Raw genomic sequence first — 16,140 nt, 5'->3', positions numbered from 1 at the left:
ACGGTTTGATTGAAGTGATACATTTGCAGAATTAATCGACAAGTGCCGGCTTGGGAAAACGGGCCGGGATAAAAATCCCGCTTGCCTGCCCAAAATTTCCTGATAAAGTAATTTCTTCTTTCATCACTCAGGAGTGAAGGGCATCAGCCCACCCTATGGACTGTCACCGAAGTTACTGTTTTCCAAGGTTCTACCCGCCACCTGCTGGCGTAAAATCCACGTCACGGCCGCTCGGCTATTCACCGGTAATCTCATTTTCATCCCGTACCGTATCCACCACTGGCGCCGCCATGCATCAGCACGGCTTGGCTATTCTGTCTTTTTCCGGAGTCTGATATGGAATTTTTAATGGACCCCTCAATTTGGGCAGGTTTATTGACGCTCGTCGTCCTGGAAATTGTTCTGGGTATCGACAACCTGGTGTTTATTGCCATTCTGGCCGACAAACTGCCGCCAAAGCAGCGGGATAAAGCGCGCATTATCGGTCTGTCTTTAGCGCTGTTGATGCGCCTTGGTTTGCTGTCCGTGGTGTCGTGGATGGTGACGTTAACGACGCCGCTGTTTAGCGTGGCGAGCTTTAGTTTCTCCGGCCGCGATCTGATTCTGCTGTTTGGCGGTGTGTTTCTGCTGTTCAAGGCCACCATGGAGTTGCACGAACGCTTGGAAGGGCAAGCCCATCAGGATGGCAGCAACCGCGGTTATGCCAAGTTCTGGGCGGTGGTGGTGCAGATCGTGATCCTTGATGCGGTCTTCTCGCTCGATGCGGTGATTACCGCTGTGGGGATGGTCAACGATCTGCCGGTGATGATGGCGGCGGTAGTGATTGCAATGGCGGTGATGCTGTTGGCATCGAAATCGCTGACTAACTTCGTTAACGCTCACCCGACCATTGTGGTGCTGTGCCTGAGCTTCCTGCTAATGATCGGCTTGAGCCTGATTGCCGAAGGTTTTGGCTTGCACATTCCGAAAGGCTATTTGTACGCCGCGATCGGTTTCTCGATCCTTATCGAGCTGTTTAACCAGATTGCCCGCCGTAACTTCATCAAACACCAGGCGCGCCGCCCGATGCGCGAACGCACGGCGGAAGCCATTATGCGCCTGATGGGGCAACGGCGCGCCCAGCAGCAGGAGGTGGAAGATACGCCACTGCCGGTGGAAGAGGCCTTTGCCGAAGAAGAGCGTTACATGATCAGCGGTGTGTTGACGTTGGCTTCCCGCTCGTTGCGTAGCGTGATGACGCCGCGTAGCGAAATTTCCTGGGTGGACTGCGATCGTTCGCCGGACGACGTGCGGGCTCAGTTACTAGATACGCCGCACAGTCTGTTCCCGGTGTGCCGCGATGAACTGGATGAGATCATCGGCGTGGTGCGCGCCAAGGATTTGCTGGTGGTGCTGGAACAGGGCGGTGATATTGCCGAATTTGCTGCGCATACGCCGCCGATCGTGGTGCCGGATTCGATGGATGTGCTCAAGCTGCTGGGCGTGCTGCGCCGGGCCAAGGGCAGCCTGCTGGTGGTCAGCAACGAATTCGGCGTTGTGCAGGGGCTGGTGACGCCGCTGGACGTGTTGGAAGCCATTGCCGGTGAATTCCCAGACGAAGACGAAACCCCGGAGATTGTGGCCGATGGCGACGGTTGGCTGGTGAAAGGCGGTGCGGACCTGCATTCGCTGGAGCAGGTGCTGGATTGCGGCGATCTGGTCAGCCCAACGGCGGATTATGCCTCGCTGGCGGGGTTCTTGTTGTCCTACTGCGGCCAAATGCCGGCGGTGGGTGAAGTGATTGAGTTGAACCAGCTGCGCTTTGAGATCCGTGTGGGTACCGATTACCGCATTGAGCTGGTGCACATCAGCAAAATCCCCTCGCCGGAGCCAGAAGAAGAGTAACGGGTTGGCTGTTTCAGGTAGCCGCCTGTCGTTGTGTACAAGGCCTGGCCCGGTGCCAGGCCTTGTTATTTGCACTAACGGCCATCAGGCGTGCCGAGCGGGGTATCCTGCGGTGCGGCGGCGCTCAGCCAGTCAGCCCGCATATCCTGCGAACGCAAGTGTTCTTCATAGTGTTGCAGCCATAGCGGAAATTCGTTAATCGGCATCGGTTTGGCAAAATAGAAGCCTTGCAACGCATTAACCCCGCGTGTGCGCAGATGCTCCAACTGTTCCTCGGTTTCGACGCCTTCGGCGACCAGCCTGATTTTAAGGGCGTTAGCCAGCGTGATGATGGTATCCGTCACGGTAGCGTTAATGGCATCGGTACCGATCGCGGCGGTAAAGCTGCGATCGATTTTCAGAATATCGGGGTTGAGCTTCTTCAGATAGCTTAGCGAACTGTGTCCGGTGCCGAAATCATCAATCGCCAGCATGATCCCCATTTCCTTCAATGCCTTGATTTGCTCATAGTGATCGGCCGCCAGTTCGGTGCGCTCGGTCAATTCCAATACCAGCGAAGGCATCGGTTGCGCCGGTTGCCAAAGCCGGTTGATATCCTTAAGCAGGTAGTCGGCGTTGAAGTGTTCAGCAGCCACGTTGATACTGATGTAGAACGAAGGCCGCGGTGGGAACAGGGCCAGGTTTTCTACCACGGTGCTTAACAGGTAGCGCGTCAGCGGGATAATCAACCCGTGCTGTTCCGCCAGCGGAATGAAAACATCAGGCGAAACCCAGCCCTGGCGTTTGTTTTGCAACCGCAGCAGTATTTCCACCCCCATGCAGCGCCCGGTTTCCCCATCAATGATTGGCTGGCAATACACAAGAAACTTGCGGTGGGTGATCGCATGGCTAATATAGTAAGACAGGCTCATGCGGTTGGCGCTGATTAAATAGGCCACATAAGCCGCCAGCAGGCTGATCAGCAAGGCCAACGGGATCTGGTGCGGCAGTTTTTCCAGCGCCAGAATTTCGGCGCTGGGGCCAAAGACGGTGATTGAAAACGGGTATTCGCTGGAGCTGGCGGTATAGCGCAAATCATCGGGCTGGTTTTCCCGGCGCATCAGTTCCCGTTGATTGTAACCCAGGCTAAAGTTGGCAACGTTAAGCTCTACGCGGCGGGCGTAGGGCTCCTGTGGCTCCAACAGGAAGCTGGCCAGCAGTTCGATACTGAAGACCTGCAGCACGCCGCGCGAGCGATCGGCCGGATCCGGCAGCCACATCTGTAAAATGGGGGTGCCTTTGGATACCGTCATTGATGAGCGCAACGCCAGTTTGGTTTCATTGTTGGCCATGCCGGGCAAATTGCTGTTAAACGGATATTGGCGCACGCCAAAGATGCTGGAGCAATAAACATTATCATTTTTAACCAGCAGCATGGCGCGCACCCCGGCATTTTGCACCGTACGATAGCGCAGGGTGGGAATAACGTTTTCGCAGCTTTCATTGAGCAGCGGCATTGAACGCAGCGCTTGCTGGTGTGCGGGCATCAGCACCTGATTGAGTTTTGTGACAATTCGCCCAGCCAGCACCTGCTGGCTTTGCTCGATATCCTTAACTTCCTGATAAAAGCGGCTATACAAAGAAACCAGCAGAACAACGACCCCAACAAAACTGGCCAGCAGCCAGCGATAGTAGCGGTATTTTGTCACGGAGAGCTGGGACATTAACATCCGGTAAATCCTTGTTCGCCAATCAGCCTGAGACTACGGTCAGGCAAAATGCCCACGGAATATTTCTCAATTCTAGCCTGTTGCGATGCAAAATTGATGATAACTCAACAAATTAATTTCACTCTTGCCGCAGTTACAGCGCGCAAAGGGTAAAACGGGTGAGCAGGGGAAAATAAAAAGCGCCAGTGACTATGTCACGTATCGGCGCGAATGTCTTGAAATTGGCAGAGGGAACCCCACAGAGCCTGCGGGGAACAAAAGAGGGGATCAGTCGCACTGCACTTTTATCGCCAAACCGCCGCGTGAGGTTTCACGATATTTGGCATTCATGTCTTTCCCGGTTTCGTACATGGTTTCGATAACTTTATCCAGTGATACGCGTGGTTCGCTGGTGCGCCGCATCGCCATACGGGCGGCATTGATTGCCTTCACGGCGGCGATGGCGTTGCGCTCAATGCAGGGCACCTGAACCTGGCCGGCGACCGGATCGCAGGTCAGGCCCAAATTGTGTTCCATGCCGATCTCTGCCGCCACGCAGACCTGCTCCGGGCTGCCGCCCAGCAGTTCGGCCAGCCCGGTCGCCGCCATCGAACAGGCCACGCCCACTTCGCCCTGGCAACCGACTTCTGCCCCAGAGATCGAGGCGTTCATTTTATACAGCACGCCAATTGCCCCGGCGGCCATAAAATAACGGATATAGATGTCCGTGCTGACCGGTGCGATGAAATGGTCGAAATAGGCCAGAACCGCAGGCACAATGCCGCAGGCGCCGTTGGTCGGCGCGGTCACGACGCGCCCGCCGGCGGCGTTTTCTTCGTTTACCGCCAACGCGAACATATTAATCCAGTCGATCACGTTCATTGGATCGCTGGAGTGTTTGTCGGAAGAAACCAGCATCCTGCGCAGCGCCGAGGCCCGGCGTGGCACGCGCAGCGGCCCCGGCAGCACGCCCTCGGTGTTCAGGCCGCGGTCGATACAGGCGCGCATGGTCTGCCAGATGTTGTCGAAGTAGGTTTCAATCTCTTGCCGGTTACGCAGCGAAAGCTCGTTTTTCATCACCATGCCGGACAGCGACAGGCCGGTTTGGCGGCAGTGCTCCAGCATTTCGCGCGCCGAATGGAACGGGTAGGGAACGGATACTTTGCTGAGCGCGGTTTTGCCGAAGTGCTCTTCATCGACGATAAAACCACCGCCGATCGAATAATAGGTTTTGCTGTAAACCCGCTGTTCCCCAGCGAAGGCATGGATTTGCATGCCGTTTTCATGCAGCGGCAGGTTGTCGCTGCGGAACACCATCCCACTATCACGCGGAAAATCCACTTCATGCCGGCCATTGGCCAGCATCAGGCGCTGGCGCTGTTCGACATCGCTGATAAAGCCCGCGATATGATCGATATCCACCGTATCGGGCTGGTTGCCCGCCAGGCCGAGAATAATGGCGATGTCGGTATGGTGGCCTTTGCCGGTTAACGACAGAGAACCGTAAACATCCACCGCGATACGTGTGACGGTGGGCATCAGGCCGCGATTAACCAGATCGTCGGCGAACTGTTTGCCGGCTTTCATTGGCCCCACGGTATGGGAGCTGGATGGCCCAATACCGATTTTGAACATGTCGAAAACGCTAATCACGCGGGAACTCCTTCAAACGGCATGTTGCCAGGGGCTGGCGGGTTAAATCGGCGACAGGGATTTCCGACATTCTATAAGGGCCATACGGCTTGTGTTGCTTTTTTCGCATGAAATAAAATAATCCTTGGTATTGCCAGATAAGCTAACGTCATCTGCGATGAAAGAGGTTTATGGGGTTGCTTTGCCTCATTTTTTATCGCCCGATTGTGTCGGCTCGCATTATCTTTTTTTGTTTATTCTATGAACTTCTTTCTAGTGCTTTGTTCTGCTATATGTTTTTTGAGCGAAATTTATTTATGTAAAGTAGTTGTTTTGCGGCATTTTAGAATGAATCAAGCGGGAAAGGTAGTGGAAAGTGAGCGCAAAAAAGTGATGGCGATCGCTTTCCTGGGGAAAGGTGCATCGCCACGCGGTGCGCGGTGATGAAACCGCCCACGGCCAGGCGCTAGCGGCTAACCTGTTGCGCCAGCCGGCGGATGATCGCGGCGGTTAATCCCCAAATAAACTGGCGTTGATACCAGGAAAGATAAACCCGCTGCCGGCGGTCGCCGCGCTTGATATCCAGCGGATAATAGCGCGTTAACGTCAGCGCCTCCTGCAGCGGGATTTCAAACAGTTCGGCGACTTCCCCTATGTTGGCATGAAAGTGGATATCCGGCGGCACCAGCCCAACCACCGGGGTAACCCGGTAGCCGCTGGTGCTGTCGAATGGCGCCATCTGGCCAAGCACTGTGACGGCCTGCGGGGGAATCGCGACCTCTTCCTGCGCCTCGCGCAGCGCGGTGGCGATGGCGGAACCGTCCGTTGTATCGCTCTTGCCGCCGGGGAAGGCCACCTGGCCAGCATGGTGGCGCAAGATATCGGCGCGGCGGGTGAGCAGCAAGGTCGGCTCCGGGCGGCAGATAATCGGGATCAACACCGCCGCCGGGCGCGAGTGGCGGGATAGGGGCCTGGCCTGCGGCAACTGCAGTTGGAAACGGCGGATAAACTCAACCAATTCGGCTGGATAACAGGGCTGACTCACGAAACGGTAAACTCCCCCAGTTGCGATAAAATACGGCCGACTTTATCCAGGGTTTCCTGATATTCGGCCTGCTCCTGGCTGTCGGCGACAATGCCGCCGCCGGCAGAGCAGTGAATACGGCCATTTTCAGCGATCAGTGTACGGATAGTGATGCTGGTGTCCATGGTGCCGCAGGCGCTGATATAGCCGATACTGCCGCAATACGCATTGCGCCGCTGTGGCTCCAACTCTTCGATAATTTCCATCGCGCGCACCTTCGGCGCGCCGGTAATCGAGCCGCCAGGGAAACAGGCCCGCAGCAGTGCCGTCGGCGGCGTATCGGCCGGCAAAATAGCGGTGATGGTGCTAACCAGGTGATGGACGGCCGGGAACGGCTCCACCACGAACAGCTCCGGCACGCGCACGCTGCCGGGTTGGGCGACGCGGCCAATATCGTTGCGCAGCAGATCGACAATCATCAGGTTCTCGGCCCGATCCTTCTCGGCGTTTGCCAGGCGTTGGGCCTGGCGCGCATCCTCCGCGGCATCGTCCAGCCGCGGTAGCGTGCCTTTGATGGGGCGGGTCTGAATGCGCTGGTTTTCCAGCCACAGAAAGCGCTCCGGCGACACGCTCAAGACCGCATTGTGCGGCAAACGCAGAAAGGCGGAAAATGGCGCGCGGTTACGCGCATTGAGTTGGCGGAATGCCTGCCACTCATTGCCACAGTAGTTGGCAGTGAAACGCTGCGCCAAATTAATTTGGTAGCAGTCGCCGCTGCGCAGGTATTCCTGCACGCGGCGGAACCTGGCGCCATACTGTGTCCGCGACATGTTGGCGCGCCAGGGGCTGGTGAGAGCGAACGGCGGCTGTGGCTGCGCCCGCTGTTGCTGTAGCCATTGCCAGCGTTGTTCGACGTCCCCGTAGCTCAGCAGCACCAGCGTTTTCTGCTGATGATCGGCAACCAGCGCCCAGTCATAAATGCCCACTGCCATATCCGGCAACGCCAGATCCGCCTGCGCCAACTGCGGCAGAGTTTCCACCCGGCGCCCGAGATCATAGCCAAACAGCCCTAGCGCGCCACCTTGAAACGGCAGGCTGTTATCGGGCTGCGGGTGCAAATTGAGCCCGGCCAACTGTTCGTGCAGCAGGGTGAAGGGATCCGCTGCCGAAAGTTGCTGCTGTTCGCCCTGCTGGATCGTGGTGGTTTCGCCGCGCGTGACCAGAGTGATGCGCGGTTCGGCGACCAGAATGTCAAAACGGCTATGGGCATGTTCGGCAAAGCCCGAATGCAGCAGCATGGCCCAGGGCCGCTGCGCCAGCGGCGCAAAGATGTCCAACAGGGCTTCAGGGGTATAAGGCAGTGATTTAAGGCTCGGGGTGTTTCCACTCATTGGGTCAACTAAACCTGGCTAACGGGGCTAAGACATCGTGTGCGCCATTTTGCCACACTCGCCCGGCCCGTGCATGTATTGCCGCCGCCGGGCTGATGGTAATAACAGGCATTGGGGTTCTCGGGCTTAGGGCGTATACTCACCCTCCACTTTAGCGGGGAGAAACGTATGATATCGGGTATGCCGGCTCTGACTCATCAGGAACAACAGGAAGCAGCGGAACGTATCCACCAGTTGATGCAAGAGGGCATGAGCAGTGGCGAAGCCATTGCGCGCGTTGCACAGGAGATCAGAGAACATCATCAGGGCGGCCGTGTGGCGGTGATGTTTGATGATGAAGACGAGATGAACGCAGAAAACGCAGAATCCTCAGACGAAGAGGACGACGAGAATGACGATCCCGAAAGCGCCTATTAAGCCGCGTAGCCTGTAATAGATAGAGTAGGGCTAAAGCCACGCAGCGCATGGCTTTAGCACGGGTGTTAGCCCTGGACCGCCACCGCCGCGGCGGCTTGTTTCGCTAATGCCACCGCCTGTTCCGTATCTTCTGCGGTTGCCAGCGCAACGCCGAGCCGGCGTTTGCCGCCGATCTCCGGTTTGCCAAACAGGCGGATTTGATTAAAGCCGGTCAGGGCCTGTTCCAGGCCGCTAAAGCGCAGATCGCTGCTGGTCAGCTCCGGCAGGATGACTGCGGAAGCTGAAGGGCCGAACTGGCGAATGGCGCTAATCGGCAAGCCTAAAAACGCCCGCACGTGCAGTGCGAACTCGGACAGATCCTGGGAAATCAGCGTGACCATGCCGGTGTCGTGCGGGCGTGGTGAAACTTCGCTGAAGATCACTTCGTCGCCGCAGACAAACAGCTCTACGCCGAACAGGCCAAAGCCCCCCAGCGCCTTAACCACGTTTGCCGCGATCTCCTGCGCGCGGCTCAGGGCCAGTGCGGACATCTGCTGTGGCTGCCAGGATTCACGGTAATCGCCGTCTTCCTGGCGGTGGCCGATCGGCGCACAGAAGTGAATACCGTCGATGGCGCTGACGGTCAACAACGTAATCTCGAAATCGAATTTTACCAGCCCTTCGATAATCACCCGGCCACCGCCGGCGCGCCCGCCTTGCTGAGCGTAGTTCCAGGCGGCCGTCAGTTGCGATTCGTCACGGATCAGGCTCTGGCCCTTGCCGGAAGAGCTCATGACCGGTTTGATAATGCACGGGTAGCCGATCTCGCAGACCCGCTGCCGGAAGGCTTCTTCGCTATCGGCGAAACGGTAACTTGAGGTGGGCAGGCCGAGGGTTTCCGCAGCCAGCCGGCGAATCCCTTCACGGTTCATGGTCAGGCGCGTGGCTTCCGCACACGGCACCACGCGCTGGCCCTGTTGTTCCAGTTCAACCAGCGTGCTGGTGGCAATGGCTTCAATTTCCGGCACGATATAATCTGGGCGTTCCTGTTCGATCAGCGCTTTTAACGCGGCGCCATCAAGCATATTAATCACGTGGCTGCGATGCGCCACGTGCATGGCGGGCGCATTGGCATAGCGATCGACGGCAATCACTTCCAGCCCCAGACGCTGGCATTCAATGGCGACTTCTTTGCCCAGTTCGCCGGCGCCAAGCAGCATGACGCGGGTAGCGGAAGGACACAGGGCGGTTCCAAGAGTTAGCATAGCTTCGTACCTGATTTGAAAATTAAACGGTCTGAAAACAAGCGCGCAGTATATACGAAAACGATTGCGCTGGCAGCAACCGAACCCGTGTCTGCTGGGTTAAGCCGCTGTTTTCATGACAAACGAAAAAATTTGCCCTGTCAGGATGATTATGCGTTAATAATCAGCGGCGAAAGAAGCCCCGCTGATTCAGGGGTTTCACGCTGTTAGTGCCATTAAGGCAGGTTTATCAAGTAAAGGAAAGTCAAATGACTAAGATCACTGGTCACGTAAAATGGTTCAACGAAAGCAAAGGCTTCGGCTTTATCACTCCAGCCGATGGTTCCAAGGATGTTTTCGTTCATTTTTCCGCTATCGTTAGCGATGGTTTCAAAACTCTGGCGGAAGGTCAGCAGGTTGAATTCACCATCCAAGACAGCCCACGTGGCCCGGCTGCAGCCAACGTTGTTGCTATCTAAGCAACGCGCCGCTGCTAAAAAACCCGCTCAGGCGGGTTTTTTTACGGGTGAAATCCGGAATCACCCGCCATCTCTGCTATTATCTGCCCCATATCGGCGCCCGCCACCGTGTTGCGCCGCCTTTTCATCTGCATAAAGAGTTATCGCCGTGAGCACTGTTTCCTTTTCTTCCCTGCCATTGCCGGCCGCACAGCTGGCCAACCTTGCTGAACTGGGGTATTCCGCCATGACCCCGGTGCAGGCCGCCGCGCTGCCTGCCATTTTGCAAGGGCAGGATGTCCGTGCCAAAGCGCAAACCGGCAGCGGAAAAACGGCGGCGTTTGGCATCGGGTTGTTGGATGGCATTAACGTTGCCCAGGTGGCGACCCAGGCGCTGGTCTTGTGCCCAACGCGTGAGCTGGCCGATCAGGTCAGCAAGGAGCTGCGCCGCCTGGCGCGTTTCACCCAGAACGTAAAAATTCTAACGCTGTGCGGTGGTCAACCGATGGGGCCGCAGTTGGATTCGTTGGTGCATGCGCCGCATATCGTGGTTGGCACGCCGGGGCGGGTGCAGGAGCATCTGCGCAAGAAAACGCTGCTGTTGGATGCGCTGAAGCTGTTGGTACTGGATGAAGCCGATCGGATGCTGGATATGGGCTTTAGCGAAGCCATCGATGATGTGATCGGCTATACCCCCGCGCAACGCCAGACGCTGCTGTTTTCAGCCACCTATCCGGCGGAGATTGAGCAAATCAGCGCGCGCGTGCAGCGCAACCCGTTGGTGGTTGAGGTAGAGAACGCGCAGCAAGCCCCGGCCATTGAGCAACGTTTTTATGAAATCCGCCGCGAACAGCGCCCGGCGCTATTGGTTGCCGCCATCCGCCATTATCAGCCTTCTTCCTGCGTGGTGTTCTGCAATACCAAACGCGATTGCCAAAGCGTGTTCGAAGCGCTGGAAGCCCACGGTATCAGCGCGTTGGCGCTGCATGGCGATCTGGAACAGCGCGATCGCGATCAGGTGCTGGTGCGTTTTGCCAACCGCAGCTGCCGCGTATTGGTGGCGACTGACGTCGCGGCTCGCGGGCTGGATATCAAAGAGCTGGAGCTGGTGGTGAACTACGAGCTGGCATTCGATCCGCAGGTGCACGTGCATCGTGTCGGCCGCACCGGCCGCGCCGGCATGAGTGGGGCAGCGATCACCCTGTGTACGCCGCAGGAAATGCCGCGGGCGCATGCCCTGGAAGATTACCTGCAGATAACCCTGGATTGGGCGCCGGCGGCTGAACTGCACGGCGCGCCGGAAACCCCGTTGGAAGCGGAAATGGTGACGCTGTGTATTGACGGCGGGCGCAAGGCAAAAATCCGCCCGGGGGATATTCTGGGCGCCCTCACCGGCGAAGCGGGGCTGACCGCCGCCGACGTCGGCAAAATTGATATGTTCCCGGTGCACGCCTATGTGGCTATTCGCCAGGACAGCGCCCGCCGCGCGGTGCAGCAGCTTAAACAGGGGAAAATCAAAGGCAAAAGCTGCAAGGTCCGGTTGCTAAAATAACCTGTGCCATCGGTAGCCGCTTGTATCCTGACCTGACCTTAATTATACTGTATATAAATACAGTATAATTATCGGGGAGTACGCATATGGCAGTTGAAGTTAAATATGTGGTGGTCAGGAAGGGTGAAGAAAAGATGACTTTCGCAAGCAAGAAAGAGGCGGATGCCTACGACAAAATGCTGGATCTGGCCGATAACCTCGGTGAGCTGTTGCAACAGGCGCCGGTGGCGCTGGATGACGAGCAGCGCGAGGCGCTGAGCTTCTTCCTGGCAGAGCGCAAAGAGGCGATGGCACAAATTCTGCGCGGCGCGCCGGCACAGGCCGCAGCTAAAAAAACCGGTAAGGCCACGGCGGTAAAAGCGGCTGAAACGCCGCAGGCTAATGCTGCGGCGGAAAAACAGGCGGCGTAGTTATTAATGTTGCGGTAATGTAATAAAAAAGGGTCTAGAATGATGCGTGAAATAACCTTCTTCGGCCGTTTTGAAGCGGATATTCTGGCCGACCGCAAGACGATCACCATTCGGGACGCCAGTGAATCCCACTTTCAACCCGGTGAGGTTTTGCGTGTCAGCCGCTATGAGGACGGTGTGTTTTTCTGCCTGATAGAAGTGCTGTCCGTTACGCCGGTGCGCCTGGAAGCGCTCTCCGTGCAGCACGCCGAACAGGAGAACATGCCGCTCAATACGCTGAAGCAGGTTATCAAGGAGATCTATCCGGGAGTGGATGAACTGTTTGTCATTGCCTTTATCAAACGTTGATCCTATGCCAAACCTGTGCCCCCGGATAGCGTTAAGGGTAACCGGAGGGCATATGAATAAAACAGGGTTAGGGTTGGCTGCGGCACTGCTTGCCATGGTGGGTGTGGTTGCCACGGCGCAGGCGCAAGAACAGGAACAGCGCACGGCCAAGATCGGGCAATGCGTCGGTTTAAAGGCCGCCGATGCCGGCGCCCAGGTGAAACGCGATTTCTTGCAAAACCGCATCACGCGGTGGGAAAGTGATAAACGCCTGCTGGGCACGGCTACGCCGGTCGCCTGGGTGAGCCAGGACGCCATCACCGGGAAAGGCGATGTTTGGCAGGTGCCGTTGACTGTGCGTGGCACCAAGCTGGACAAAACTTACCAGGTTACGCTGGATTGCCAAACCGGCGACATCCGCTACAGTGAACCGCAATAACGCGTGCATCTTCCGGCCTGCTGCCGGCAGGCCGGCATACCCCCACACAAGTTTTCATCTTCCATACGTTAATTGACATTCTATCCCCTAATCTGGTGGTTTAGCTGCCGGCTGCCTATGGGCGTGCCTGCCGCGTGACGTTCCCACCCAAGAGGCAAAAGATGAAAAATAACTGGATGCAGCAAATTCAATCCCTGCTGGGGCAAAAGGCTGGCTCTGAAGGCATTGGCAAACTGCTGGCGCCGACAGCGTTGGGCGGCTTGGTCGGGGTGCTGTTGGCAAACAAGTCATCACGCAAACTGGTGGGGAAATTCGGTAAAAATGCCCTGATCATCGGCGGCAGCGCGGCGGTGGGCGCGGTATTGTGGAATAAATATAAGCAGCGCGTGAAAGAAGAACACCAGGGGGAGCCGCAGTTCGGGCTACAAAGCACCCCCGTTGATGCACGTGCCAAACGGCTGGTGCAGGCGCTGGTGTTTGCCGCCAAGAGCGACGGCCATATTGATGCCGATGAAAAGCGCGCTATCGATCACAGCCTGGAGCAACTGCAGGTGGGCGAGCAGGCGCAGGCCTGGGTGCAAGAAGCGATTGAACAACCGCTAAACCCGGAGCTGATCGCCCAAAGCATAAAAAATGAGGACGAAGCGCTGGAGGTTTACTACCTGAGCTGCATGGTGATTGACGTCGATCACTTTATGGAGCGCGGCTACTTGGATGCCCTGGCGCAGGCGCTGAAGATCCCGGTGGATGTGAAACAGGGGATAGAAAACGACGTTAATGAAAAAAAGCGTGAATTGACCTAGGCGCGCCGCTTGTTAAAGCAGTGAGAGTCGTGTCACCCTTACTGTAATATTTGTAAGCGGACGATGACGTAATGATGACACCCCCGAAGGCAGAGAAGCGCCCTTATCCCATCACCACCCACGGCGATACTCGCATAGACGATTACTATTGGCTACGCGATGATGACCGCGCGGACCCGCAGGTGTTGGAGTATCTGCGGGCGGAAAATGCGTTTACCGAAGGCGTTTTGCAGCCGCAGCAGGCGCTGCGGGAAACGCTGTATGGCGAAATGGTGGCGCGTATTCCGCAGCAGGAGCATTCCGTTCCCTATGTAAAGCGCGGTTACCGTTACCAGACGCGCTACGAGCCAGGCAATGAATATGCGCTGTACGTGCGCCAGCCAGCGGCGGAGGCGGAAAGCGGGCAGTGGGATACCCTGATTGACGGCAACCAGCGGGCCGAAGGGCATGAGTTCTACACGCTGGGCGGCCTGGATATCAGCCCGGACAACCGCACCCTGGCGGTGGCGGAAGATTTCCTTTCGCGCCGCCAGTATGCCATCCGCTTCAAGAACCTGAGTGATGCTTCGTGGGCGGACGAGGTGCTGGAAAACACCTCCGGCAGCAGCGAATGGGCGAATGATTCCACGACGATCTATTACGTGCGTAAACATGCGACGACGCTGCTGCCTTATCAGGTTTATCGCCACGTCGTGGGCACCGATCCTAGTCAGGATCAACTGGTGTATGAAGAAACCGACGATACCTTCTACGTTAGCCTGGAAAAAACCACCTCCGAACGGTTTATTCTGATCCACCTTAGCAGCACCACCACCTCGGAAATTCTGCTGCTGGATGCCGATGATGCCAACAGCGCACCGCGAATGTTCCTGCCGCGCCGCAAAGATCACGAATACGCGCTGGATCACTACCGTGGGCGCTTCTACATCCGCTCAAACAAGGACGGTAAGAATTTTGGCCTGTACCAGAGTGAGCAGGCGGATGAGGCCCAGTGGCAAACGCTGATCGCCCCGCGCAGCGAGGTGATGCTGGAGGGCTTCAACCTGTTCCGTGATTGGCTGGTGGTGGAAGAGCGCCAGGCCGGGTTGACGCAGTTGCGCCAGATCCACTGGCAAAGCGGGGAAGAAAAGCGCATTGCCTTTGACGATCCCACCTATGTGACGTGGCTGGCCTATAACCCGGAGCCTGAAACGGCGCTGCTGCGCTATGGTTATTCCTCCATGACCACGCCGACGACCCTGTATGAGCTGAATATGGATAGCGGCGAACGCCGCTTGCTCAAACAGCAGCAGGTGAACAACTTCACGCCGGAAAACTACCGCAGCGAGCGGGTGTGGGTGAAGGCGCGCGATGGCGTTGAGGTGCCGGTTTCCCTGGTTTACCGAGCCGATCTTTTTGCCAAACAGACCAACCCGTTATTGGTTTATGGCTACGGCTCTTACGGCAGCAGTATGGATCCGGCATTTAGCGCCAGCCGCCTGAGCTTGCTGGATCGCGGGTTTGTGTTTGCCCTGGCGCATATTCGTGGCGGCGGTGAGCTGGGCCAGCAGTGGTACGAAGACGGCAAGCTGTTCAACAAGATGAACACCTTCAACGACTTTATCGACGTAACCGAGGCGCTGGTGGCGCAGGGATACGGTGACACCCGGCGCGTATTCGCCATGGGCGGCAGCGCCGGCGGCTTGCTGATGGGCGCCGTGATTAACCAGGCGCCGCAGCTGTTCCACGGTGTGGTGGCGCAGGTGCCGTTTGTTGATGTGGTAACCACCATGCTGGATGAGAGCATTCCGCTCACCACCGGGGAGTATGATGAGTGGGGCAACCCGCAAGATAAAACCTATTACGACTACATCAAACAATATAGCCCGTACGATCAGGTGCAGGCCCAGGCGTATCCGCACCTGCTGGTGACCACCGGTCTGCATGATTCGCAGGTGCAATATTGGGAGCCGGCAAAGTGGGTGGCGAAGCTGCGCGAGCTGAAAACGGACGATCATCAATTGCTGCTATACACCGATATGGATGCCGGGCACGGCGGCAAGTCGGGGCGCTTTAAAGCGTATGAGGATATTGCGCTGGAATATGCGTTTATCCTGGCGCTGGCGGAATAGGGCGCATCAGCGCCAGGCCGGAGGTGATGGGGCGGCGGTGTGGATACTGCCGCCGCTGTTACCCAATCAGGTAGTATTTCAGGGTGTATTGCATGTCTGGGCTGAGATCGCTAATCGATTTCAGCATCCAGCGCAGATACCGCGGATCCTCTTGCGCGACGCGCTCAATATCCTGCCCACGGTATTTGCCGAATTTGAATTTTTTCAGCAAGGTAGGCTGGGCGGTTATCTGCGCCATCTGCGCCGGCGACCAGCCGGAATCTTGCATAATGCGCTGCAGCAGCGCAGCGGTCACGTAGCAATCATACAGGGCGCGGTGCGGGTAGAGCGTGGTGTCTTGCGGCAGTTGCACATCCAGATTCAGTGCGTAGCGCAGATATTGGTTACCGTATTTGATGTCCGGGTATAGATTCCTGGCCAGCTTCATGGTGCAGATCCACTGGCCGTTCATTTCCGGCAGCACGCCGCGATCGAAGGCGGCGTTGTGCGCCACATAGTACTCACTGCCCTGATAGCGGCCAATGGCTACCGCAATGCGCGGTTTGCCGGCCACCATCTGTTCGGTAATGTGGTGGATTGCCATCGCGTCAATGCTGATTGGCCGGTCTGGGCTAACCAGATCGCTCATGGGGTTGGTCAATTGCCCATCGACGATATCGACAGACGCTACTTCCACAATGCCCCCGCTTAGCCCGCAGGTTTCGGTATCTATTACGCGTAACGCCATATGTACTCCAGGGTATCCGAAAGGCGAGCTTAACAGCTGGGCATACCCATGCCA

15 protein-coding genes are annotated in these 16,140 nt (G+C 57.1%); 9 read left to right on the top strand and 6 right to left on the bottom strand.

Annotated features, from left to right (window positions below; translation table 11 throughout):
* Window positions 1–336 precede the first annotated feature (336 nt).
* Window positions 337–1,884, top strand: coding sequence for a TerC family protein (locus ABFX35_RS09455; RefSeq protein WP_279023546.1), 1,548 nt, complete (start codon window positions 337–339; stop codon window positions 1,882–1,884).
* Window positions 1,885–1,958: 74 nt separating this feature from the next.
* Here the strand turns inward: ABFX35_RS09455 and ABFX35_RS09450 are convergent, their stop codons facing one another.
* The 4 genes from ABFX35_RS09450 to pabB form a co-directional block, all read right to left on the bottom strand.
* Complete coding sequence (locus ABFX35_RS09450) at window positions 1,959–3,593, bottom strand: EAL domain-containing protein (protein WP_279023548.1); 1,635 nt, start codon at window positions 3,591–3,593, stop codon at window positions 1,959–1,961.
* A gap of 267 nt (window positions 3,594–3,860) precedes the next feature.
* A complete protein-coding gene (sdaA, locus tag ABFX35_RS09445) occupies window positions 3,861–5,225 on the bottom strand; it encodes an L-serine ammonia-lyase (RefSeq protein WP_346080482.1) in 1,365 nt (454 codons plus the stop codon).
* 445 nt (window positions 5,226–5,670) lie between these two features.
* On the bottom strand, window positions 5,671–6,249 hold the full coding sequence (locus ABFX35_RS09440) for a CoA pyrophosphatase (RefSeq protein WP_346080480.1): 579 nt from the start codon (window positions 6,247–6,249) through the stop codon (window positions 5,671–5,673).
* Entirely contained in the window at window positions 6,246–7,619 is a 1,374-nt protein-coding gene (gene pabB / locus ABFX35_RS09435; protein WP_346080478.1) for an aminodeoxychorismate synthase component 1, read from the bottom strand. Before pabB ends, ABFX35_RS09440 begins: the two co-directional genes overlap by 4 nt.
* A 168-nt stretch (window positions 7,620–7,787) precedes the next feature.
* On the opposite strand from pabB, the gene ABFX35_RS09430 reads away from it, so the two are divergent.
* Window positions 7,788–8,036, top strand: coding sequence for a YoaH family protein (locus tag ABFX35_RS09430; RefSeq protein WP_279023557.1), 249 nt, complete (start codon window positions 7,788–7,790; stop codon window positions 8,034–8,036).
* A 65-nt stretch (window positions 8,037–8,101) separates the two neighbouring features.
* Here ABFX35_RS09430 and purT read toward each other — a convergent pair whose 3' ends face one another.
* The gene (gene purT / locus ABFX35_RS09425) at window positions 8,102–9,280 is read right to left on the bottom strand and encodes a formate-dependent phosphoribosylglycinamide formyltransferase (protein ID WP_279023559.1); all 1,179 of its coding nucleotides are present in this window, start codon (window positions 9,278–9,280) and stop codon (window positions 8,102–8,104) included.
* 248 nt (window positions 9,281–9,528) lie between these two features.
* Here purT and cspE point away from each other — a divergent pair, with 248 nt between their 5' ends.
* The 7 genes from cspE (at window position 9,529) to ABFX35_RS09390 (ending at window position 15,359) form a co-directional block, all read left to right on the top strand.
* Window positions 9,529–9,738, top strand: a complete 210-nt coding sequence (gene cspE, locus ABFX35_RS09420) for a transcription antiterminator/RNA stability regulator CspE (RefSeq protein WP_279023561.1) — start codon at window positions 9,529–9,531, stop codon at window positions 9,736–9,738.
* A gap of 148 nt (window positions 9,739–9,886) precedes the next feature.
* On the top strand, window positions 9,887–11,269 hold the full coding sequence (dbpA, locus tag ABFX35_RS09415) for an ATP-dependent RNA helicase DbpA (protein ID WP_346080475.1): 1,383 nt from the start codon (window positions 9,887–9,889) through the stop codon (window positions 11,267–11,269).
* An 86-nt stretch (window positions 11,270–11,355) separates the two neighbouring features.
* Window positions 11,356–11,679: a YebG family protein gene (locus ABFX35_RS09410; RefSeq protein WP_279023565.1), complete on the top strand. Its 324-nt coding sequence runs from the start codon at window positions 11,356–11,358 to the stop codon at window positions 11,677–11,679.
* 39 nt (window positions 11,680–11,718) lie between these two features.
* A complete protein-coding gene (yqfB, locus tag ABFX35_RS09405; RefSeq protein ID WP_279023567.1) occupies window positions 11,719–12,027 on the top strand; it encodes a N(4)-acetylcytidine aminohydrolase in 309 nt (102 codons plus the stop codon).
* Window positions 12,028–12,079: 52 nt separating this feature from the next.
* On the top strand, window positions 12,080–12,445 hold the full coding sequence (gene yebF, locus ABFX35_RS09400) for a protein YebF (RefSeq protein WP_121553897.1): 366 nt from the start codon (window positions 12,080–12,082) through the stop codon (window positions 12,443–12,445).
* A 161-nt stretch (window positions 12,446–12,606) separates the two neighbouring features.
* Window positions 12,607–13,248 (top strand): tellurite resistance TerB family protein, encoded by a 642-nt coding sequence (locus tag ABFX35_RS09395; protein WP_346080472.1) that lies wholly within the window; start codon window positions 12,607–12,609, stop codon window positions 13,246–13,248.
* A gap of 71 nt (window positions 13,249–13,319) precedes the next feature.
* Window positions 13,320–15,359 carry a S9 family peptidase gene (locus tag ABFX35_RS09390; RefSeq protein ID WP_346080470.1) on the top strand — a complete coding sequence of 680 codons (2,040 nt, stop codon included), beginning with the start codon at window positions 13,320–13,322 and terminating at the stop codon, window positions 15,357–15,359.
* Window positions 15,360–15,417: 58 nt separating this feature from the next.
* On the opposite strand, the gene exoX is transcribed toward ABFX35_RS09390, so the two are convergent.
* Complete coding sequence (gene exoX / locus ABFX35_RS09385; RefSeq protein WP_346080468.1) at window positions 15,418–16,086, bottom strand: exodeoxyribonuclease X; 669 nt, start codon at window positions 16,084–16,086, stop codon at window positions 15,418–15,420.
* Between the last annotated feature and the right edge of the window lie 54 nt (window positions 16,087–16,140).

The sequence above is a fragment of the Gibbsiella dentisursi genome (assembly GCF_039539505.1).
In the GTDB taxonomy this organism is placed as follows: Bacteria; Pseudomonadota; Gammaproteobacteria; order Enterobacterales; family Enterobacteriaceae; genus Gibbsiella; species Gibbsiella quercinecans.
This window is presented reverse-complemented; position numbering and strand designations above follow the sequence as displayed.

Bases quoted from the DNA above. Each gene is read 5' to 3' on its own strand.
- ABFX35_RS09410 (WP_279023565.1), top strand. From the start codon at position 11,356: ATGGCAGTTGAAGTTAAATATGTGGTGGTCAGGAAGGGTGAAGAAAAG.
- cspE (WP_279023561.1), top strand. From the start codon at position 9,529: ATGACTAAGATCACTGGTCACGTAAAATGGTTCAACGAAAGCAAAGGC.
- ABFX35_RS09450 (WP_279023548.1), bottom strand. From the start codon at position 3,593: ATGTTAATGTCCCAGCTCTCCGTGACAAAATACCGCTACTATCGCTGG.
- yqfB (WP_279023567.1), top strand. From the start codon at position 11,719: ATGATGCGTGAAATAACCTTCTTCGGCCGTTTTGAAGCGGATATTCTG.
- ABFX35_RS09430 (WP_279023557.1), top strand. From the start codon at position 7,788: ATGATATCGGGTATGCCGGCTCTGACTCATCAGGAACAACAGGAAGCA.
- ABFX35_RS09395 (WP_346080472.1), top strand. From the start codon at position 12,607: ATGAAAAATAACTGGATGCAGCAAATTCAATCCCTGCTGGGGCAAAAG.
- purT (WP_279023559.1), bottom strand. From the start codon at position 9,280: ATGCTAACTCTTGGAACCGCCCTGTGTCCTTCCGCTACCCGCGTCATG.
- pabB (WP_346080478.1), bottom strand. From the start codon at position 7,619: ATGAGTGGAAACACCCCGAGCCTTAAATCACTGCCTTATACCCCTGAA.
- ABFX35_RS09455 (WP_279023546.1), top strand. From the start codon at position 337: ATGGAATTTTTAATGGACCCCTCAATTTGGGCAGGTTTATTGACGCTC.
- yebF (WP_121553897.1), top strand. From the start codon at position 12,080: ATGAATAAAACAGGGTTAGGGTTGGCTGCGGCACTGCTTGCCATGGTG.
- exoX (WP_346080468.1), bottom strand. From the start codon at position 16,086: ATGGCGTTACGCGTAATAGATACCGAAACCTGCGGGCTAAGCGGGGGC.
- ABFX35_RS09390 (WP_346080470.1), top strand. From the start codon at position 13,320: ATGATGACACCCCCGAAGGCAGAGAAGCGCCCTTATCCCATCACCACC.